The sequence below is a fragment of the Blastococcus sp. URHD0036 genome (assembly GCF_000701365.1).
Classification (GTDB): domain Bacteria; phylum Actinomycetota; class Actinomycetes; order Mycobacteriales; family Geodermatophilaceae; genus Trujillonella.
The window spans coordinates 161262-182119 of record NZ_JNIK01000017.1 but is presented as its reverse complement, the minus strand read 5'-3'; the positions used below and the strand labels follow the sequence as shown (position 1 = coordinate 182119).

Here is a 20858-nt window from a genome sequence, read left to right as displayed (position 1 = left end):
CGCCGCTGAGCTAGAGCCCTGCGAGAGGAAGCCCATGTCCTCGTTCGCCCTGCCGCACCAGTTCTCCTCGTACGTGAGCGAGCAGCTGAAGTTCTATGTCTACGTCTTGCGGGATCCCCGGGATGGCGAGGTGTTCTACGTCGGCAAGGGTGTCGGTAACCGGGTCTTCGCGCATGCACAGGCAGCGTTGGTTGCGAATGCGGACACCCAGGTTTCGCTGAAGCTCGATCGGATCCGCGCCATCCATGAAGCAGGACACGCGGTCCGGACGGAGATCCTCCGGTTCGGGCTGACGAGCCGCGAGGCCTACGAGGTCGAAGCCGTGGCGATCCAACTGCTGCAGCAACCCCCGAAGGCGGAGTTGACCAATCTCGTCTCAGGCCACCACGTCGGGGCGCGCGGATGGATGTCGACGGCCGAGGCGATCTCGGTGTTCGAGGCGCCGCCGGCCCCGGACATCACCGAACCGGTCCTGATGATCAAGCCGAGCCAGGGCTGGTATCCGGGTATGAGCGACGAGGAGCTGTTCGAGGTCACCCACGGCTGGTGGAAGCTAAGTCGGACACGGGCCGTGGGCGCGAAGTATGTGCTCAGTGTCTCCAGAGGAGTGGTGCGAGCGGTCTACGCGCCGGCGGAGTGGCGCGCCCAGGGGCCTGGGGATCGCGGCTTCGAGGAGGGAAGTGCTGGCGGCTCGACTCGGTGGGGCTTCTCCGGCGCCTCGGCGACCGGAGCGTTCGCGGCGGGCGTGCTCGGCACCGACGTCACACGCTATTTCGCTCAGGGCGCTCAGAACCCCGTTGCCTACCTGAACTGCTGACCTTGGCGTCAGGAGTCCTCGTCCGGCACGAGCGTCCAGATGCGCTGCAGGGGCAGCTCGGACTGGATCTCCTGAGGCAGCCGGTCGTACACCGCTACAACACGGGTGATGACGTCGTCGGCGTCCCAGAGGCGGAGCTGGAAGAAGAGCCGCCGAGCTTCGGCGCGGGCGTTCTTCGTGTAGCCGCCCCAGCTGACCATCAGGCCCCGCGTGGCCCCGAAGTTGGCCATCACGCCCTGGAGCTCGCGCAGGGTGGGCGCGTCCACCACGACGCCTCCCGACTTGACCTGCACGGCGAGCCCCACACCGTCGAAGCCCATGTCGCCCTCACCGGCGAGGATGTCGACGCCGCCGTCCGGACCGGCGGGGGAAACGTGTACGTACATCCCCTCCGTCTCCAGCACTGCTCCGATGAGGCGTGACAGCTCGTGGCCCGAGAAGCGGGCGCCGATGCGGCGGCGGATCTGGTCGCGGCTCAGCTCGAAGAAGTCCACGTCGGGCTGGCGTTCGACATCGCTCGCGGGTTGTTCCGCCGGGCCGGCGGGGGTTCCCAGGCCGGGCTTCACCGGCGGGGCTGATCCGTCGAGGAGTGCGAGGACACGGGACTCTGCGTCGTTGCGCTGAATGCGGCAGACCGTCAAGAACGCGCCGAGCGAGTACAGGATGTCCTGGTCGATCGACTCGCGGGGCACGTCCTCGCGGATCCAGGCGACCGTTCTCTGGTGCCGCATGGACTCGGGGGCGTCCGGCACGTACCGGTAGGGGCCATTCACCCGACCGAATGCCACCGCGGGAGTGCTCTTCAATGGCACGGCGACGAGGTCGCCCTCTGCCATGCGCCTTTGAAAAGCGTCGATCTGCCCCACCCAATTGGCCACCGTGGCCGGCTTCGCATCGGGATAGCTGGTGCTCAGATGCGCGCGCAGTGCTGCGACCCCGGTGACGTCCGACAGGTCGCCCGCCGCAGGCCAGCCGATCCCGACCACGCCGTTACTGAGCGCGAGTTCGTCGCCCTCACCGTGTCGTCCCGTGCGCACCATCCACAGCGCCATGCGTCCCCATCCCGTCGTGCCAGAAATCGTCCTTGCGGAGGTCGGATCCGCCATCTGACGGTGTCACCCCTCACGAGCTGTTCCCCCTCACGAGCTGCCGGGGCGCCCGACGGTGGCAGCCTGACGACAGTCGTCCGTCCAGCAAGCTGCTGGTCAGGCGAACGACACCTCGTAGGTCGCTCGGTACTTCTCGTCGCTGGTCGTGGTCATCGCGGCTTCGGTCTTCACGGTGATGAAGCCGGGGACTTTGAGCTGCGCCGCGGCCGTAAGTTGGCGGGTCGATTCTCGTGAAAGATCGACGGTGTATCGCCTGGACTTCAAGGTGTTTTTCGATCGACGCGAGTCGACCAGGGAGCGCATCAGCGGGTCGGCGGTGAGACGAGCTCGCGCGAGGAACGCAGCGGCAGCTTCCGGGTCGGGCTCGCCGCCCTCGTATCGGTCGTCGAGAGTCATGGCCGCGGCCGTGGAATCCGCCGTCTTTCTTTCCATCTCGCCGCTGACATGAACCGATCGGATACCGCCGGAGAACTCGACTCGGGCGTCGCCCTTGTTGCTCTCGGTTTCGAGGACTTCAAGGCGTACCTGCGTGGCACCAAGCAGCTGGCACAGGTGGGTAAAGCACAGATGCTTGCGCTCGGCTGCTCGTTGCTGCGCGTCCTCGACCGGCTCGTACTCGTTCGGTTCGGTCGGCATCTGTAGCAGCACGTTGCCCGCGATCAGGAGGCCCGCCTCGTCGAGTCTCCTGATCAAGGGGTCCACGACGTCGTCGTGCGAGGCTGCATTCGAGAGCAGCCATACCCCGGGAGTGCGCAGCAACTCCGCGCCCTCCTCGTCGTAGCTGCACCGGTCGAGTTCCGCCTGGCTGAGGACCACGGCCAGCCGTCGCGCGCTTTCCGCAGGAACTGTCACTCCGCTGCCCTCCGTCGATTTGGCGAGATCGGGACCAGGCAGCCCCGCCGGGACTGTGCCACCAATCCTCGGAGTTGCCCGTCGAAGTCCTCGGGAACGGCGCTCAGGGAGACGCCGTGCCGCTCGAGTTGCTGTCTCAGGCCCTGGAAGCCCGCAGAGACGTCGTCGAGGGCAGCGCCCTGCAGGATGAGCGCGGTCATGACTCGGCGACCGCGATGGTCCGTAGCGTCAGGAAGGGGACTCTCCACCACGACATCAAGCCCGCCGTCGACGGAGTCCAGGACGTAAGCGGTGGTCGCGTCAGGCCAGCCGTGATGGCTGCCCCCGCTGGTTACGCGAGATATCGCTTGTACGAGGTGCTGCCTCTCTTCCTCCGACTGCGTCTGGACGACGGTTCCGTCGCGGAGAATCAGGGAGGGCTCTTCGTCCGGAGATTGGATCCATGCCCCGCTGCTGACCGTCATCCCAAACTCGACTCGATAGCCGTCAACAGTCTGAACGTGACGTCAGTGCAGGCTGCAGTAGTGGCCAACGATCCCGCGATCACGGGACAGGCGGGCCCCAGTTCCTTCACCGCGGCCGCGACGGCCGGTGCTGATCGCGCAACCCGTTCGGCGTGGTTCGCTCTTCCTTGGCTGACGCCGTCGCCAAAGTCCTCGTGCCGGTCCATGTGCGTCACGATCAGCACCGTTCGGCTGTGGTCCCGCAATTCGCCCTTACTGCGCCAGTCCCTTAACTGACCGGTGTCGCGGCGGACCCGCTTGACGTAGCTGCTGTCGCTGGCCTCCGCATAACTGACGAGGTACAGGAGGATGTCGGATTCCTTGGCCTTCTCGTGCCACGCGCGGATGGCCTCGGGGTGACCGGCCGTGTCCGCGATCACGCTAATCTTCAGGCGGAGGCCGTCGAGGGCGATGTCCTCGCTACGAGCCAGTGTTCGAGTTCCCGCCGTGCTGACGTAATCCTCTGGCACTGTCCCGTCCTGTAGGAAACGCGCGAGGGTGGACTTTCCGCTGCCGATGGGGCCGATCAGTAGGAAAGAGGTGCCCTTGGACTGCGGCCACATCGCCCGGGCGGCTGCGGCGGCCGCAGCGGCTGCAGCGGCTGCGCTCACTAGGGCGACAACGCCAACGACCACTGGTATCAGGGGCAAAGGCACGCGGCGGACCATAGCCCGCCGCCGCCCCGGCTCCGGTGGTATCGAGGCGGAGTTGCCTCGATCGGGCAGCCAGGTGCCTCATCCTGCCCGTCGGAACCATCGGCATCGTCACTTGCCGGCCCGTCTAGCTGTCTCCCTCACCGGCCGGCCCCACCGCCTCGATGAGTTCGTCCACCGACCGGCGGAGGGCAACGCGCACCGAGCTTTCGGGCAGCCGCTGGGACACCGCGTCCCGCACGCTTGCGTAGTACCAGAGCAGGTCGTCCCGGCTCGCGTTGAAGACCGACCAGAACTCCGGCCCGTAGCGGCGGACGTCGGCCGCGATGCACAGCGCGTTGTGCGTCTTGTCCGCCGCGGTGACCAGCAGCGCCTCGGGGGACTTCGTCGCCAGCCCCGCGACGTACGCATCCTTGCGCTCCCGCCAGGTCCCGCTGCGGTTGCCGTCAGCGTCGAGCCCGTCCGAGCACGCCCGAACGATGTCGGCGACGGCGTCGCCGAAGCGCGTTCGGATTTCAGCGAGTACAGCGCCGCCCTGACCGGCCGGGGCGTCCTCGACCGCGTCGTGCAGCAGTGCGGCGATCGCCTGGTCCTCGGTGCCGCCATGCTCGAGCACCAGCGCGCTGACGCTCATCAGGTGTGACATGTACGGCACCTTCGAGCCCTTCCGCAACTGCTCGCGGTGGTGGCTGGCAGCGAACAGCAGCGCCTCGTCGAACCGCTCGCTCAGCGACCCGGCGCCCATCTCGGCACGGTCCTCCAGCGTTGTCGTCATGCCGTTTCCTTCCCTCTCATCACGGCGGCCACGATGGCCGCCACGTCCGCCGGAACAGTCGTCGTCCGGGACGCAGCATCGATCGCGGCCGCCTGGGCGTACGGATCGTCGCCCCTCCGTGCCCAGTCCGGGTCCGGCGGCCAGTAGCGGGTGACCTGCACGGTGCCTCCGCCGGCGGCGCGGGTGACCGTCGCCCAGTCCTCACCGCCCAGCCGTAGCTCCAGCACCTCCCGCCCGACCGACCGCTTCAGAGAGCTGCGCACCACGCCAGGCACAGCGCCCAGCACAGTCATTAGGAGCTCGTCCGAGCCAACCTCGTCGCCGCTCGCGCCCATCCACCGCAGCCGGACGTGCGTCGTCCCATCTCGCTCGTCCTGAGACAGCAGGCGGTACCGGCCGCCGGTGACCAGCTCCTGCTCTTCAGCCTTGATGCCCGAGTGGACCCAGGCCGGGACGGCGGGGAACTCGCCGACCAGCTCGAACAGGAACCGCGTGCCGAACCCCGCCGCGACGGCGGGGGAGAGGGAGACACCCCACAGCGGCATCTCGATCTGCCCGCGGCGAAGCTGCCGCTCGATCTGCGGGTCCTCGTCCGTCTTGGACTTGATGCCGCGGCCGGCAAACCCGCCGGCGGCCAGCCCAACCGTGGAGGACCAGCCGTCGGCGTCCCGAAACGGTGCCGCATTCACCGACCGCAGTAGCGCGATCCCGGCGTCCAGCACCTCTGGCGTCGTCCGGGCCTGCTGGTTGTAAGCGGCGATGAACGGCGCGAAGAAGTAGTGGTTGACCCCGGTGAGCACCCGTCCGGCACCCCGCACCGGCGACGACCCGACGTCGCGGCCGCCCTGCCACAGCCTGCATGCCTCGGCCAGCGCGTCGTCCGCCACGGGCGGCTGGACGGCGGGGCGGGCCGACGCCGCGTGCCGGGCCTGCATCTCGCGGAGGTAGGCGACGGCCTTCGCTGCCTCGCGGACGACGAGCGCCACGGCCTCCTCGGTCGAGGTCGCCGTCCCGGCGTCCGTGCCCTTCGCGCCCGGCGAAGTGAAGCCGTCGTCAGGCGCCGGCAGGTGCACCGTGCCGTCGGCACGCAGGTCGACCCACTGTGTGTAGTACGTCGCCGGGTGCTTGCTGCTGATCGTCACGTGGAGCGGACTGACGGCGGTCTGCTCGACCTGCACGAAGACGTCCTCGTCGTCCTCGCCACCGACCGCCTCGTCTACCCGCCGCCGGACTTCCGCGACCTCCATGGCGCTCACCCCGTCACCGCCGCTGGCTGCTGCTTGGCCCACCAGAGGAACTCGGAGCCGTGGCCGAGGTCGGCGAAAGTGTCGCCCAGCAACTCGACGAGGAGATCGTTGCTCCACGTGACGAGCCGACCGATCGTCCAGGACACCTTCTCGCGGGGCGGAAGCTCGAGCCCGTAGACGAGTGAGGCGATCTCCTTCTTGCCGCCCGAGGGAGTCGTGTACTTGAGGATCGGCAGGAACCGGTCCGGCTCGACGATGCAGAGGACCCGCGTGAGCAGCGACTCCTTGAACCCCGTCATCCCGAGTCCCTTGCGCTCCTCGACGAGATCGGTGAAGCGGTCCTCGAGCCGCATTCCCTCGGGGCCGCGGAGCAGGTACTCGATGGTGGTCCGCAGGCGTGCTGCCGCTTTGTCGGCGCCCATTGCGTTCCACGCCTCGTTGAAGACGGACATGTTGCCCGGGTTGGCGACGATGGAATTGTTGGCGAACGCCTTGAGGTCCTCCGGATCGGCATGCGGCAAGCCGTCGGCGCTGAAGATCGCCTGGTACTTCGCCCGGTAGGGCGGAACTCGCGGGTCGAGGTCGGGCGTCGCCTCGAGGAAGCCCTCGATCAGACGGGTCGCACGCTCACGGGCCTCGGGTCGGACGTCGCCCGCCTTGGGGAAGGCGACCTTGAGGCTCTCGTAGGTCGCCGAGACGGGCGCCTTCGGCACCGGGCGGCTCTCTCCACGGGTCCACTCGTGGTCGCAGTCGATGCAGCGCACGACCAGTCGTCCGTCTGCGAGCTCGTCGACGCCGTCGAGGTCTGAGCTGTCGCAGACAGGACAGGTGATGGCGGGCATGGGTCTCCTCAATCGTTCTTGTCGGCAAGCCCCGCTAGCGCGGCGGTGAAGCTGTCGTTCCACAGACCCAAGTGCGGCCATCGGGCTGCGACGTGCGCCGTCGCCGCCTCGACCGACATCCCTTCTTCGCGTACCAGGTATCCGCGCAGCACCAGCCCGGTGCGCGAGGCGCCGCCGTGGCAGTGCACGAGGATCCGGTGTCCCTCGTCGCGCAACGCCTTCATGTCGTCGAGGACGTCGGCCAGCATCACGTCGAGGTCGGCGTTGTACTCGTTGTCGGCGATGTAGGCCATGCGGTGCACCGGGTGCGGGAAGGGCTCGCCCAGCCGGCACAGGGAGATGACGGCGAAGTCCTCGTCGCTGTACCGGGCGCCGTCGAGGTTGCCCGCCCAGATGCCTGGCAGGACCTCGGCTGGCCCGATCCGCGGGATCACGCCCGGGTCGTAGCTCTGCTGCACGCCGGAGTCGAGCGCCGCGGCCAGCTGCTGCAGGTCGGCCAGCCGCCACACCCGCCCCCCGCGCCCGGGCACCCGGCCGTGCACCGCCGACGCCCACCGCGACGGGATGCCGCCCATCCCGTACACCGCCCCGGCCAGGCCGCCGGCCACGCAGGCGACCGTGTCCGTGTCCCCGCCCAGGTCGATCACCAGCCGGAGCACCTCAGCGAAGTCCCGGCCGGTGCGCAGCGCCCAGACCGCCTGCCCCAGCGTCGGCCAGACCGCGCCATTGCTCTCGGTCGCCTGCTCGGGCGTCCAGTTCGGTGCCAGCACGGTCGCCCACCGCTCGCGGTGCTCATCGGCCACCAGCGACAGCGCTGACGGAATCGCCCCTAGCGGGTCGCCGCCGTCGAGTGCCACGCGCAGCAGCTCATGGAAGATCGCGCAGCCCTCTCCGGCCGACGGGTCGCCGTGGGTCAGTGCCGAGATCCGCCGGGCGGCGTCCATCGTGGCCGCGGTGCCGGCGGGCGCGAACTTGATCGCCGCGGGCGTCGTCCGCATCAGCGAACCGTTCCCGGCCGCATGGCCAGAGCGGGCGAAGTGCTCGGTCGCGGCGACGTCCCACGGGCGGCCCGAGCCAAGGACGGCGCGGGTCTGGTTGCCGATGTCCGGCGGGTTCGCCGACGCCCAGTCGCGGAACCGGTCGAAGACGTCGGCCTCCTCCAGGCCGCCGCGGTCCACCAGCGACCCCGCGAGCATGAGTGCCATCTGGGTGTCGTCGGTGAACTCGCCCGGCTCCCACCCAAGCGATCCGCCGCCGCACATCTCCGTCTTCGACCCGCGGGCGGGCACCGGGAAGTGGGCGGTGAACTGCCCGGGCGAACCGAACTCGAACGGTGCACCGAGGGCGTCGCCGACGGCGGAGCCGACCAGTGCGCCGGCGGCGCGGGACGAGCGGTGGATCTTCGGGGTCACTCAGGCCTCCGGGGCGACGGCGGACAGGTGGATCGTGCGGTCGTTCCAGCGGACGGCGTCCACGCTCACACGGTGGCCGCCGCGAACGCGCGCACCGAGCCCGGCGGGTCCGGCCAACGTGAGCGCGGTGCCCTCGACCCGCTCGGCGAACGAGCGTGCCAGCGCCGCGGGCGTGCGGACGTCGGGCCGGCCGAGGGCGTCCATGGTCGCTGCGTGCAGCAGCGCCGACCAGTGCGCCGCCAGGGACCTGCCCGAGTCGAACAGCTCCAGGGACACGGGGCGCCCGGCGATGCCGACGAGCACGCCGCGCTGGCCGGTGAGCGGCCGCAGCCCTCGTGTGAGGTCGCGCGTCACTGGGGCGGTGATGTCGAGCCGGTCGGCGAGCGACTCGGTGGGGGAGTGGCCGGCCACCGCCGCGTACCCGCGGACCCGGTCCCAGACCTCGTGCTGGGACTCGACCGCCCGCATCACCCCGACCGGAGCTCGGCGCGCCCGGCGCTGGTGGGCAGTGGCTCCGTGCCAGCGGCCCTGCTCGACGCAGACGACCGACTGAACCGTCGGCCGGCCCGGCGCGAGGAGGGTGGTCCCGGCGAGCGCCCGGGTCTGCCAGCCACCCTCGAGCAATTCGCCCGAAAGGAGCAGGGCGGGGGAGTTGCCCCGATTGGTCACGACCAGCTCCTCGACGACGGGAGAGCCCGACCGCTCGGCGACGTCCACGGTCGCCTCGGCGCCGGTCAGGTATCCCCGGCGGCACGACACCGCGTCCGTCCAGACGGGGAACACGGTCAGCGGACCCCTTGTCGTCCCCGAGCCGACGTGCAGCCGAACATCCGGACCGGTCACGGCGACCACCCTCCTTCGATTAGCGCGTTGTTGCGCTAACTGCGTAAGTGAAGTTAGGCGGCTTGTGCGCTAATGTCAACTCCCGTGGACGACGACGCTCAGGGCAGGCCGCTGACCGCCTACCCGCGTCCGTCAGTGGCCGTGGACACCGCGGTGCTCGCTGTCCGCCCGACGGATGGCCAGCTGACGGTCCTGCTGATCCGGCGGGAGAGCCGGCACCTCGACCAGTCGGAGGCTCTGCCCGGCACGTTCGTGCACGACCGTCAGCGCCTCGCCGAGGCAGTGGCCCGTTCGCTGGATCAGAAGGTCGGCTTGCCGGCCGACGTGGTCCCCGAGCAACTGCACGTCTTCGACGACCCGGAGCGGGACTCGCGAGGGTGGGTGATGTCGGTCGCCCATGTGGTGGCGTTGCCCTGGCGCGTTGTCGAGCCGATCCTCTCTGCGCGACCGGAAGTGGTGGTCGACCGCCCAATCGACCGAGCCCGAGGCCTGCCCTTCGACCACGACGACATCGTCCGGCGCGCGGTGGCCTGGCTGCGGGAGCGCTACGCCGAGCGGCCCGACCCGGCCGGCCTGCTCGACGAGCCCTTCACCATGCGTCAGTTGCGAGAGCTCCACACGGCGGTGGCGGGGGAGCCGCCGTCGTCGTCGGACGCCTTTCGCCGACGAATGGTGGACCACCTCGTCGCGGTCAAGGGCGAGCTCCTGCGGGGGACGGTCGGCAAGCCCGCGCAGCTCTTCCGTCGCCGCTGAGAACGGCACTTACGCATCCCCAGTGATTACCCGGACTGCCCCGCGATGACGAGTCCGGACGGCCCGATGGTCAGACGACCGGTGGCGAGGGCCGACCTGAGTGCGGCCTCCAGGACGGCGAGCTGTGCCGGGGTTCTCCGGCGGTAGCCGAAGACCTCCAGTGTCTGGGCGAAGAGCTCGTCCTGCGTCATGCCTGCGGCGGCGCGACAGAGCGCCGTCATGGCGTTGCCGATCTCCTGCGGCGCGATGTGCTCCAGGGGTCGCTCGGTCCCGGTCGCCTGCCGCCGGAAGCCCGCGTAGCTGTCCGGGTCTGCACCCGAGGGCCAGACGAAGTCGCCGACGAAGAAGCCGGAGGGGATGAGGGCGGAGATGGCGTCCTTCCGAGCCTGGGCAACACGGCCGAGCCCGAAGGCGGCCGCCGTCAGCCGGGCGAGGCGGTCCACGTGGACGGGGCCCTCGGCGCGGATGCCGTCCATGAGAGCGCCGCGGACGACCTCGGCTGCTCGCGGATTCGACAGCTGGTCGAGGACGCTGCGGTCGCCTCGGACTCCTGGTGCCCAGGGGGTGAACGGCGCCTCTCCGTCGAGCGGCACGCCACGCACGGCCGGCGATGTCACCGGCGCCGCCCTGAACGCGGCCGGGGGCTCGGCCGCCGGGGCTCCATCCCGGTCGTCCTCGGCGCCCGTACCGGTGGGGAGGGGCGGCGTCGGGGTCTGCGCAGGCTGCTCGACCGGGGGCGGCGACTCCACCGCAGCCACCAGCCGGTCCAGCACGGCATCGCGGTCAGCGAGCCACGACGGCAGCCACACCCGCTCCACCGCCGGCCAGCCGAGCATGCCCTTGAGCACGTCGATGGGCAGACCGTCGCGGTCGCCGACCGTGCCGCGTCGAGCCCATCCCGGTCCGTCGAGGAGCACGGCCACGATGGGTTGATCGGGAGCGTCGGCGCGGGCGAGAGCCAGGTCCACCTTGAAGTCGGAGAGTCCGACGTCCGTGCGCACGGCCATGCCGCGGTCGCGGAGGGCCGCCGCGACCTCGTCCCGGTGCCGATCAGGGGCGGAGGAGGAGCGTCCATTCTGCGGAAGCGCGTTGGTCCCGAGCGCCGCGAGGTCGAGGTAGGCCCGCAGGTGCTTGACTCCCACGGACGACGTCTCCTCGGCGCGGAGCTGGGCCGGGTCGAAGCTGGAGAAGACGACGACCTGCCGGCGAGCGCGGGTCACGGCGACGTTCAGCCGGCGCTCGCCCCCGGCACGGTTGAGCGGTCCGAAGTTGAGCGGCAGGACGCCACGCTCGTTCACGCTGAAGCCGGTCGAGAAGAGGATGACGTCCCGCTCGTCGCCCTGGACGTTCTCCAGGTTCTTGACGAACAAGCCTTCGCCGTCGGTGCGCTCCAGCGCCTCGATCAGCCGGTCGTCCCCGGCGTCGCGCAGCAGCCCGTCGATGTGGGCCCGCTGCTGCATGTTGAACGTGACGACGCCCAGAGACGGGAGCTCGTCAGGCGAGGCTGCGAACCGTCGCCGCACCTCGGCGACGACGGCCTCGGCCTCGATCGGGTTGGTGCGCAGCAGCTTGCCGCGTCCGGAGCGGTGGAAAGTCCCGTCGACCCGGACCAGGGCGACTCCCCGTCCGTCCACGCCCGCGGAGGCCTGTCCGTGAACCGGGGCGGGGAAGGACGAGAGCCGATTCTCGTAGTACTGCCGGTTGCTGAACGCGATGAGCGACTCGTCCTGGCTCCGGTAGTGCCACGACAGCCATTGCCGGGGGACGCGCGCCTGCACGCACTCGCTGAGGATGCTCTCCTCGTCCTCGACGACGGCCTCCACGCCTTCATCGGCTGCTTCTTCGTCGCTGCCGGCCGCCGCCTCGGCGAACGTCGTCGGCGGCATCTGCTTGCTGTCACCCACGACGACGGCTGCCCTGGCCCGGCCTAGGGCCCCGATCGCGTCCGCGACCCGGATCTGCGATGCCTCGTCGAAGACCACCACGTCGAACAGGCCGGCCGTGGCCGGGAAGAACCGGGCAACGGAGTCCGGGCTGACCAGCACGCACGGCATGACGGCCGTGATCAGTTCGCCATAGGTAGCTAGCAGCGCGCGCACTCCCAGGCCACGGCGCTGCTTGGCGAGCTCGCGCTGGAGCGCACCGACCTGGCCGAGGCCCGTCGCCGCGTCGAACGGGCGGCTGCCCACCACCTCGGCCGGTACGGCGGACCGCAGGTGTTCCCGCACTGCCCGCGAGGCCCCGGTGAACCGCATGATGGCGCGCTCGTGCGTGACCGGATCGAAGGCGTCCAATCCCGTCGCCTGGCGACGCTCCTGCATCGACGTCTCCGCAAGGCCCCGGTCGAAGGCCCGGACGACGTCGTCCGTTGGCAGGACGCCCGTCAACAACGCCGCGCGCAGCTCGGGGAGACCGGCGGCACGGAAGGGCTCGACGGACTCGAGCAGATCGAGCCAGCGGCGCAGCGACGGGAGACCGGGCTGTTCGGATGCCCGCTCTGCGCTCGACATCTGCCACCGGGCGAGGAGCCCCTCGGCCCCGGCCCACGCGCCCAGGCGGTCGTCCGTCGCCCCGCACGCGCTCCGCAGGGCGTCGAAGGCATCCCGGGCGCGGTGCACTGCCTCCGCGGCCCGTGGATCGGAGATCGGGCCGCCGGAGAGGAGGGTTCGAAGCGCGCCGGGGAATCCGTCGGCCGCGTCCAATGCCGCGCCGGCGTGGCGCAGCCACTCCATCTGCCGGTCCAAGACATCCCGGCCGACCTCGGTGAGCGGGTTCCACGCCGGCGGAACGATCAGGCCCGGCATGGCCGACGCCCGTTCTCCCAAGGCCCGGACGGCGGACTGGACCTGGACGAGTGCCCCCGTGAGCGCGGGGACCGCCTTCGGCTCCACGACCGCACCCGGACGCAGCACCGCTGCCAACTGTTCACGCACGGCGATCAGCCGCTTCTTGCGGCCGAACCAGCTGGACTGCGCCGCGCCGATGGCCGCTGCATGGATGTCGACCAGGGGCAGGTCCAGCGCCGCCGGGGTCGCCACATCCAGTCCCGGGTGCGCCGCCGCGACGAAGGCCGCGACCTCGCCGGCCACGGCGCCCGTCGCCTCGTTCCACCGGGAGGACCGCGTCTCGTCGAGGACGTCCAGGCCGACGGGGGGACCACCCAGGAGCGTGGCCAAGGTGGCCAGATCGCCGGGTGTCCGCGCCGCTCGCAGTGCGATCGACAGGCGCCCTTCTCTCGGCAGCGCGGCCACGGCACGGTCCACCGCGATCGCGGCCTGCTGTGCAGCCCCCGGATCGATGCTGGCCACGTCGACGAAGGCCCACGGGTGGAACTCGCGGGGTCGCGCCTGGTCGGCGACGTCCGGCAGCCCGGCGAGCAGCTCACGGAGGGTGGAGGTGGCCTCGACCGTCGTGCTCGCAACGAAGGTGACCGGCACAGGCGCTGCGGGGATCTCGGTACCGACGCTCAGGAGGGCGGTCCGTGCCGAGTAGAGGGAAAGGCCGGCGCCGTTCGCCTCGTGCAGCCGCTGGGCATAGCGGCCGAGGCTGCGGCGGGCGGACCGGAGGTCCTCCCGGTCGGCCGCCAACCCCTGGGTGTCGACCTCGACGGCGTGGTCGAGCGCCTGCCTGATCTGCGCCCGGACGACTGCCGGCTTGCTCCCCTTGTCATGGAGGTCCAGCGCGAACGGGCCCATGCCGACCGCCTCCAGGCGCCGGGCGACCACGTCCAGCGCAGCTCGCTTCTCGGCGACGAAGAGCACTCGCTTTCCGTCGGCGACGGCGCGGGTCAGCAGGTTCGTGATGGTCTGCGACTTGCCCGTGCCGGGCGGCCCCTCCAGCACGAACGTCCGTCCGGCTGCGGCCTCGGCGACCGCGCGCAGCTGCGACGCGTCCCCCGGAACGGGACAGCGGGACGCGAGGTCGTCGAGGTCGGCCCCGTCCGCGTCGGCTCCGACCGGGTCCAGGTACGGATCGGTCGGCGCGTGGATCAGGTGCGCGACGAGCGAGTTCTCCGCGAGGTCTGCCCAGCGCTCATCCAGGTCCTTCCAGAGGCGGAACTTCGCGAACTGGAGGAGGGCGAGGTCGGCCGTCGGCTCCACTCGGAAGGGGAGGCCCCGCTCGGCGAGGGCGATGCGCATCGCCTCCAACGCGGCGTCGAGGTCGATGCCCGCACCGTCCTCGGCCGGCTCGGCCAGGCCGGGGACGGACAGGCCGTGCACCTGTCGCAGCTTCTCCAGGAGGCAGTAGTTCGGTGTGCTCGCGCCGGCTTCGTCCAGAGTGATCCGGTAGGCGGTGTTGCGGGCCGCTGGGCTCAGATTCACCGGCACGAGGACGAGGGGGGAGCGCAACGCGCGACCGTCGAGCTCCCAGGCGAGGCTCCCCAGCGCCAGGTAGAGGTTGTTCGCACCGGTCTCCTCCACCACGGTCTTCGCCTTGTAGGCGAGCGCGCGCAGCTTCGTGAGGTAGGCCGCCTCGGTGACATCGGCGAACAGCGATCGGCGGTCGCGCAGGATGTCGGCGAGCTGGTCCTGCGGCAGCTCGCGCGCCGACCGGAGACCTCGTTCCCGTTGGACCGCGGCGATCTGGTCCGACGGCAGCAAGGTGATCGCGGTGCCGCCGTTGACCATGTCCTCGAGCTCGGCGAGCGAGTCGTCCGGGACTGTCAGGGCCATCCCGGCGCGCTCGGTGTAGTTGATCAGCCGGTTGCGCAGGCTGAGGTCCAGCAGCGCGTTCTTCCACTGCTGCACACGGGCGGGCACCTCGGGCTGCCCTGGCCGCGTGGTCGGCGCGGTCTCCCGCTCCACCGGCCGGGCCGGCGCGCTGTGCACGTTCGGCCGGTACTCCACCACCTGGACCACGCCGTCGTCGTCCCGTGCCCGGGCCGGCAGAGGCAGGATCTGGTCCTGGCGGGCCTGATGGACGTCCACGACGGCCTCGACCCTGTCCAGGTCGCCCGTGAGCCACGGCGCGTAGGCGGCTCTATGGAGGTCGGGCAGCGGGCCGGCATCGGCGCGCTCGGTCAGCGCTGTCGTCTCGACGAGTCGGATGAGACCGAGGTCCACGAGGTTCACCAGCGGCGCGATGTCGGTGGTCGCCGCGCTGTCGACGGCGCGCTCCTCTCGCCAGTACCCCATGAAGGCGTGCCCCTCGACCATCCAGAGCAGCGGTCGGAGCCCAGCCTGCTCGAATGCGGCGGCAAGGACGACGACGGTGTCGAGGCACGTACCGAGGCGACCGTCGAGGACGTCACCCGGGGTACGGACCTTCTGTCCGATGCCCCAGCTGGCGGGCGGCTCGCTGTACCGGACAGCTCTGCGGTGCATGGCCTCGGTGAGCGCGGCCGCGATCTGGTCAACCCGTTCGGGCCCGGACTGGTAGCCCTGGACCGCCGAACTGCCGGTGCGCTCCAGAAGGATGTCCCCGGCCTCCGCGACCAGGTTCGTGATCGATGGGTGGTTCGGCATCACGTGCGCGGCCAGCATCTCCATGGCCAGCAGTCGGGGCAGGCCACGCCACTGCTGAGCCGACAGGACCCGGACGGGTAGCGACTGCCGGGCGACAAGGAGATCGTCGACCAGGACCTCGACGTCTATCGAGCCAGGTCGCTCTTCCTCCACCTGGAGCATGGCCGACGGGTCCAGCCGTAGCGGCAGATCGGACTGCACGGTGGTGGCGGACGCGCCCAGGTCGACGTGAGTGATCACGGAGGCGCCGATCGGCCCCTCCGCATCCCGGACGGACAACCGGAGCGTGGCGCCCGGCACGGGAGCTCCACTGTTCGTGATGGCGAGGCGGGAGAGGATCGGTATCCCGTTGTGCGCCAACGCGTAGCTCAGGACGCTGGTGCCGGAGACCTCGATCGACACCGACGGCGTGGTTGTCGCGGATTCCTGATCGGCCGGCAGCTGCACGTCGTCCCCGGAGTCGTTCACCGCCCCTTCCTACCGGCTGGCTCCGACGGTGCCGTGTAGCCCGAGGGAGTGGTTGCTGCCTCTGTGGCAGGAGCGAACCGCAGAGTTCCGGATTTTCGAGAGTCGGGTTGTCATTCACTCGTCGCGAGAAGGCCGTCCGTGGCGTCCGGGATCGCATGGGCGGGGCGGGATGTGGCGCGGCACCGCGGACCGAGCCGTACACGTACCTACCGTCACGGCATGGCTCCTCACGATGACAGCCGCTACGCCGGTGCCGCCGACCCGCTGGACGTCTCCTCCGACGACGCTGTCACTCGCCGCGAACGGCGTCGGCAGTCGCTGTACCGCGAGGAGGTTCTGAGGCTCCCCGCAGGTACCCGGGGCGACCGTGTGCTCGGCAACTACCTCCGTCCTGACGACTGGCGTGCCAACTTCCTCAGCCCCGAGGCTGCGGACTACGCGGAGGTGCGCGCGGAGCAGGTGCCGCGTGAGGGCGGGCAGCTGGAGAAGACCCGGCTGCGTACCAACATGCTCAGCTCGATGCCGCTGTGCTTCAGCGTCTTCGGCCACCTGCGAGCGCACCCCGAGATCGCGGTGCCGCTGCTGAGCGACCTCCTGGGACTCGACATCGCGGCGTTGGCTCTCGTGCAGATCGGTGAACGCACGATCGACGGCATCGAGTGCGAGTGGGCGCCCGACCGCCGCCAGCACACGGGGGACCGGTCGGCATTCGACGCGGTGGTCTCTGCGACCCTCGCCGACGGCCGCAGCCTCCTCGTTGCCGTCGAGACCAAGTACGTCGACAGCTTCAGTCGCGACCCGGACAACGCGGAGGCCGACCGGCGGTACGAGCAGTTCTGTCGCGACTTCGGCATGGCACCGGGTGCTTTCGACCGGCTCCGCGGTCACGCCACCCGGCAGCTCCTGCGCAACGTCCTGCTCACCGAGAGCGTCCGCCGAGGCGGGAGCGGAGCGACCGCGCCTTTCGACGTCGCACTCACTCTGGTGCTTGCCCGGGATGACGATGCCGGGGCCCGCACGGCAGTCGCGGCTTTGCAGGCTGACCGTGGCGCGATGCCGACAGACGTGCGCTTCCTCGGACACGGGGAGTTCGCCACCGCGGCTGAGCGCCGGCCCGGGGTCACCGACTGGGCAAGGTCGTTCCGGCGGCGATACTGCGCCGACTGATCGGTGGGACCGCGGGCTGCCCTAGCGACAACCCGATCAGGTGAACCGGCTGGGCGCCGTTCCGGTTCTTGTCGGTGCTCGATGCCACTCTCCTGCTCCGCCGTCGGAGGAACGGCCGGGACACGGGGAGTTGCGTGAGTAGATCGCTGGGGATCCAGGCCGGGCGGGTGTGCCCGGAGTGCGGGCGCGAGGAGTCGGTCCCGATCGTGTGGGGGATGCCGTCCGGCGACCTGTTCGAGCTCGCGGAACGGGGCCTGGTCGCGCTGGGCGGGTGCCTGCTCGACCCGGCGGGCAACCCGGAGTGGGCATGCGGTGCGTGCGGACTCTCATGGGGGCGCGAGGGCGATCCCACCGCGGACGAGCAGGCGCTCGCTGACCTGCTCGGCGTCGGCTGGCCGGACGTCGTCCGCGTCCTCGGCGCCGGCTGGCGGCGCGAGGACCACGGCGGGAACGACGGCCTGCAGTGGTTCGTGAGTGGCGAGCCGGCGCAGCTCGCGGTCGGCGTCGAGGCCGGCAGGTTCGTGCTGGCTCGGCCGCTCGTCGACTGGGGCCCGCGGCAGGACGTCGTCCCACCCGACGGCCACCGGTTCACCCGTGAGGACCTGCAGTGGTTCTCCTCTGAGGTCGCTCGGGCCGCCGAGGCCATCGTCTCCCGCCGACGCCGATCGTTCCGCTGGTGCGCCACGTGCCGGCGACCCGCCGCCCCCGAGGAGTTCGACCGGAGCGAGGGGATGTGCGCCTCCTGTCTGGCGGTGTGCGAGCGATTCGACGAGTGACCCTGACCCGACACCGAGTTCCGTCGCGGGATGGGTGGGGCATCTGGGGACGCCTCGGTCCCGAAACCTGTGGCCCTCTCGCTCGCACATGCCATGGTCCACGCGGGCCGCGGTGTTCTGGGGCCCGGCAACGGGGAGGAGTCGTCGTGACCATGGCAGGCAGCGCGGCAGGGGTGCGGGTGTGACCGCGCGTCGGTATCCGGAGGAGCCGGTCTTCGCGGCGCCGTCCGAGCAGTTGTTCGTCGAGGCGCTGCAGGAGAACCTGCCCGACGACGCCGTCCTCATCTGCGGCCGGCGGTTCAGCGATCGCGGACAGGACCGCGAGGCCGACGTCATCGTCGCCTGGCCTGGCGTCGGCGTAGCCGTCATCGAGGTCAAGGGCGGCAGCGTCTACCTCGCCGACGGCGAGTGGCGTCAGGTCGGCGGCGGCGTCGACAAGGTGATCCACCCCGTCGACCAGGCGCGCATCTGCCGGTACCTGCTCCGCGGCTACCTGGACAAGCACCCTCGCTGGACCGCCGGGAACCCGCGGCTGGTCCACCTCGTCGCCCTGCCGACGACGACGCTGCCCGATGACTTCCGCGCCCCGGACGCGCCCAGGTGGATGGTGCTCGACAAGACCGACCTGCCGTTCGCGGCGTCGCGGATCGAGGCGGCTCTGCACAAGGTGGAGGAGCAGCCCGACCCGCCGCTGCCGCAGGACATCGACGACCTGGTCGACTGCCTGCTCGGCGCCTCGATTCCGCAGCAGGCCCTCGTCGCCGACCTCGGCGAGAGCGAGGCGGCGTGCGAGCTCCTCACCCGCGACCAGGCCGATGTCCTCGACCAGCTGGCGCTCGTGCCGCGCGTGGAGATCCGCGGCGGCGCCGGCTCGGGTAAGACCTGGCTGGCCGTGGAGAAGGCCCGACGGCTCGCAGCGGACGGTCAGCGCGTCGCGCTCATGTGCTACTCCCGCGGCCTGGCCGAGTTTCTGAAGCGTCGGGTCGGCACGCTGCGCCGTCGGGAGCGACCGGCCTACGTCGGGACCTTCCACTACCTCGGCATCGGCTGGGGCGTCCCCGAGGGGACCGACGACGACAGCCGGTACTGGGAGGAGTTCCTCCCCGGCGAGATGGAGACGCTCGCGGCCGCGCTGCCGGAGAACGAGCGCTTCGACGCGATCGTCATCGACGAGGCGCAGGACTTCGCCGCCTCGTGGTGGCCGGCGGTGCTCGCCGCGCTGCGCGACCCCGAGCGGGGCAGCCTGTACGTCTTCGCCGACGAGGGGCAGCGGGTGTTCGCCCGCCAGGGCCGGCCGACCGTCGACCTCGTGCCGATCAACCTGAACGAGAACCTGCGCAACACCAAGCAGATCGCCAACACCTTCCGGACCCTCGCGCCCTCGCAGATGAAGATCCGTGGGCACAGCGGCATGCCGGTCCGCTTCGTGCAGTGCGCCACCGAGGACGCCGTCGACGTCGCTGACGACATGGCCAGCACACTTCTCGAGAAGGAGGACTGGCCACCGCAGGCAGTCGCGCTACTGACGACGCACCGGCGGCATCCGGTCCAGGCCGAAAGGCAGGCCAAGGGCCCGGACGCGTACTGGGCCACCTATTGGGATGACGACGACCTCTTCTACGGCCACGTCCTCGGCTTCAAGGGCCTCGAGCGGCCTGCTGTCGTCCTGGCGGTCAACGGCTTCCGGGACGCCGCTCGCGCCCGGGAGATGCTCTACGTCGGCCTCTCCCGGGCCCGTGACCTGCTCGTGGTCTGCGGTGATCTCGAGCTGATCCGGCAGGTCGGTGGGGAGAGCGTCGTCCAGCGCCTACTGCAGGCGGACGGCGCGCGGTGAGCAACGACTCGATCTGGGACCTGGTGAGGCAGGCGTCGGAATCGCTGCCCGAGCCGTTCAGCCGGTCCGCCCTCCTGGCGCGGGTGCGACAGCTCCGCCCGGACGTCGAGGAGTCCTCGATCGGCACGCACATCCAGTACGCCACGGCGAACGCGACGAACGCGAGCAACCCCTTCCGCGGTCGGACGCCGCTGCTGGAGCGGGTCGGGCGCGGGGAGTACCGCCGTTACCGCGGCTCAGCGCCGACGGTGACTCTAGCTCGACCAGCGTCCGCGAAACCGTCCACGCCCGCGCGGTCGTCCGCCGCGAACGTGGTCCTCATCGGGTGCTCCAGCTCGAAGGCGCCGTCAGCCCGCCAGGCCGCGGAGCTGTTCACCGGCGCCGCCTTCACCAAGGCCAGCGAGCTGGCCCGTCGGGGGAGCGCGCCCTGGTACGTGCTGAGCGCGAAGTTCGGGCTGCTCGACCCGACCGAGGTCGTCGCGCCCTACGACGTCTACCTGGCCGACCAGCCGCGGACCTATCGGACGGCCTGGGGTGCCTGGGTGGTCGCGCAGCTGGCCACGCGCCACGACCTCGCTCGCGCGGTCGTCGAGGTGCACGCCGGCCGCGCGTACTGCGAGCCGCTCGCTGCCCCGCTGGCCGCGGCAGGCGCCACGCTGACCGAACCGCTAGCCGGGCTCGGCCTCGGGAAACGCCTCGCCTGGTACGGCTCCGACCGGACGCCGGAGCGGCCGGAGCAGCCGGAGCACGCTGACCTTTCCTCCCTGCTCGACGGGCAGAACGCGATCGCACCAGCGGCCTTCCTCGCCGGAGGGCGGGCGACGTACGGAGAGCCCGGGCTGTACAGCTGGTGGGTTGACGACCCGGGCGCGACAGGGTTGTCCGCGGGCCTCGGGCACCTCGTCCAGCCGGGCCTCGCCTATGCCGGTCGGGCCGGCGGGCAGCGGCCGAACGGCAAGGTCTCGTCGAACACGCTCTGGGGCCGCGTCGGTGGCATGCACCTGCAGGGCAACCGCGACTTCTCGACGTTCCGGCTGACCTTGACCGCCGCGCTCCGCCACTCCGGCACGCCGGTGGCCGACGAGGCCGAGCTCAGCCGATGGATGCATGCGCACCTGCGCGTTGCTGTGCTGCCGCTCCCTGCTGATGGCGTGTTCGCGGCGGAGGAGAAGCTGCTCGAGCTCACCGACCCGCCGCTCAACCTGAGCGGAATGCCGGCCACACCACTGCGGCGGACGCTCAGCCGGTTGCGGTCCGAGCTGGCGGCCTCGTCGTAGCCACCCCGGCGGATCCACCCCTCGGCGCCGGCCCCGCTCTGGGCCTGAGATGTCGCAGCCTCGCG

General features: G+C 70.8%; 16 protein-coding genes. 6 read left to right on the top strand and 10 right to left on the bottom strand.

Translation table 11 applies throughout. From position 1 onward, the window contains the following. Positions 1–34 precede the first annotated feature (34 nt). Positions 35–817 carry an LEM-3-like GIY-YIG domain-containing protein gene (locus N555_RS26240; protein ID WP_029433135.1) on the top strand — a complete coding sequence of 261 codons (783 nt, stop codon included), beginning with the start codon at positions 35–37 and terminating at the stop codon, positions 815–817. A gap of 8 nt (positions 818–825) precedes the next feature. Here the strand turns inward: N555_RS26240 and N555_RS0119305 are convergent, their stop codons facing one another. The 9 genes from N555_RS0119305 to N555_RS0119265 all read right to left on the bottom strand — a co-directional run bounded on the left by N555_RS0119305 (position 826) and on the right by N555_RS0119265 (position 9053). Further along, positions 826–1869: a restriction endonuclease gene (locus tag N555_RS0119305; protein ID WP_029433134.1), complete on the bottom strand. Its 1044-nt coding sequence runs from the start codon at positions 1867–1869 to the stop codon at positions 826–828. 153 nt (positions 1870–2022) lie between these two features. Continuing rightward, a complete protein-coding gene (locus N555_RS0119300; RefSeq protein ID WP_156036444.1) occupies positions 2023–2778 on the bottom strand; it encodes a hypothetical protein in 756 nt (251 codons plus the stop codon). Beyond that, positions 2775–3242 carry a hypothetical protein gene (locus N555_RS0119295; protein ID WP_029433132.1) on the bottom strand — a complete coding sequence of 156 codons (468 nt, stop codon included), beginning with the start codon at positions 3240–3242 and terminating at the stop codon, positions 2775–2777. The genes N555_RS0119300 and N555_RS0119295 overlap by 4 nt, the downstream gene beginning before the upstream one ends. Next, entirely contained in the window at positions 3239–3892 is a 654-nt protein-coding gene (locus tag N555_RS0119290) for a Rab family GTPase (RefSeq protein WP_197029089.1), read from the bottom strand. The genes N555_RS0119295 and N555_RS0119290 overlap by 4 nt, the downstream gene beginning before the upstream one ends. Before the next feature lie 169 nt (positions 3893–4061). After that, the gene (locus N555_RS0119285) at positions 4062–4709 is read right to left on the bottom strand and encodes an HD domain-containing protein (RefSeq protein ID WP_197029088.1); all 648 of its coding nucleotides are present in this window, start codon (positions 4707–4709) and stop codon (positions 4062–4064) included. Further along, positions 4706–5956 (bottom strand): hypothetical protein, encoded by a 1251-nt coding sequence (locus tag N555_RS0119280; protein WP_156036442.1) that lies wholly within the window; start codon positions 5954–5956, stop codon positions 4706–4708. Before N555_RS0119280 ends, N555_RS0119285 begins: the two co-directional genes overlap by 4 nt. 5 nt (positions 5957–5961) lie before the next feature. Next, entirely contained in the window at positions 5962–6798 is an 837-nt protein-coding gene (locus tag N555_RS0119275; protein ID WP_029433128.1) for a hypothetical protein, read from the bottom strand. Between the two features lie 8 nt (positions 6799–6806). Next, positions 6807–8210, bottom strand: coding sequence for an ADP-ribosylglycohydrolase family protein (locus tag N555_RS0119270; protein WP_029433127.1), 1404 nt, complete (start codon positions 8208–8210; stop codon positions 6807–6809). Further along, on the bottom strand, positions 8211–9053 hold the full coding sequence (locus N555_RS0119265) for an ARPP-1 family domain-containing protein (RefSeq protein ID WP_156036441.1): 843 nt from the start codon (positions 9051–9053) through the stop codon (positions 8211–8213). Between the two features lie 84 nt (positions 9054–9137). Between N555_RS0119265 and N555_RS0119260 the strand changes: the two genes are divergently transcribed. Next, positions 9138–9806, top strand: a complete 669-nt coding sequence (locus N555_RS0119260; RefSeq protein WP_197029087.1) for an NUDIX hydrolase — start codon at positions 9138–9140, stop codon at positions 9804–9806. Positions 9807–9832: 26 nt separating this feature from the next. Here the strand turns inward: N555_RS0119260 and N555_RS0119255 are convergent, their stop codons facing one another. After that, entirely contained in the window at positions 9833–15739 is a 5907-nt protein-coding gene (locus tag N555_RS0119255; protein ID WP_231503016.1) for a DUF4011 domain-containing protein, read from the bottom strand. Between the two features lie 138 nt (positions 15740–15877). Between N555_RS0119255 and N555_RS0119250 the strand changes: the two genes are divergently transcribed. The 4 genes from N555_RS0119250 (at position 15878) to N555_RS0119235 (ending at position 20793) form a co-directional block, all read left to right on the top strand. Beyond that, a complete protein-coding gene (locus tag N555_RS0119250; protein ID WP_156036439.1) occupies positions 15878–16906 on the top strand; it encodes a PGN_0703 family putative restriction endonuclease in 1029 nt (342 codons plus the stop codon). Positions 16907–17040: 134 nt separating this feature from the next. Next, entirely contained in the window at positions 17041–17682 is a 642-nt protein-coding gene (locus N555_RS0119245) for a hypothetical protein (RefSeq protein ID WP_029433122.1), read from the top strand. A 181-nt stretch (positions 17683–17863) separates the two neighbouring features. Beyond that, the gene (locus N555_RS0119240) at positions 17864–19516 is read left to right on the top strand and encodes an NERD domain-containing protein (RefSeq protein WP_034511503.1); all 1653 of its coding nucleotides are present in this window, start codon (positions 17864–17866) and stop codon (positions 19514–19516) included. After that, positions 19513–20793, top strand: coding sequence for a DUF6884 domain-containing protein (locus N555_RS0119235; RefSeq protein ID WP_051684257.1), 1281 nt, complete (start codon positions 19513–19515; stop codon positions 20791–20793). The genes N555_RS0119240 and N555_RS0119235 overlap by 4 nt, the downstream gene beginning before the upstream one ends. Positions 20794–20858 lie beyond the last annotated feature (65 nt).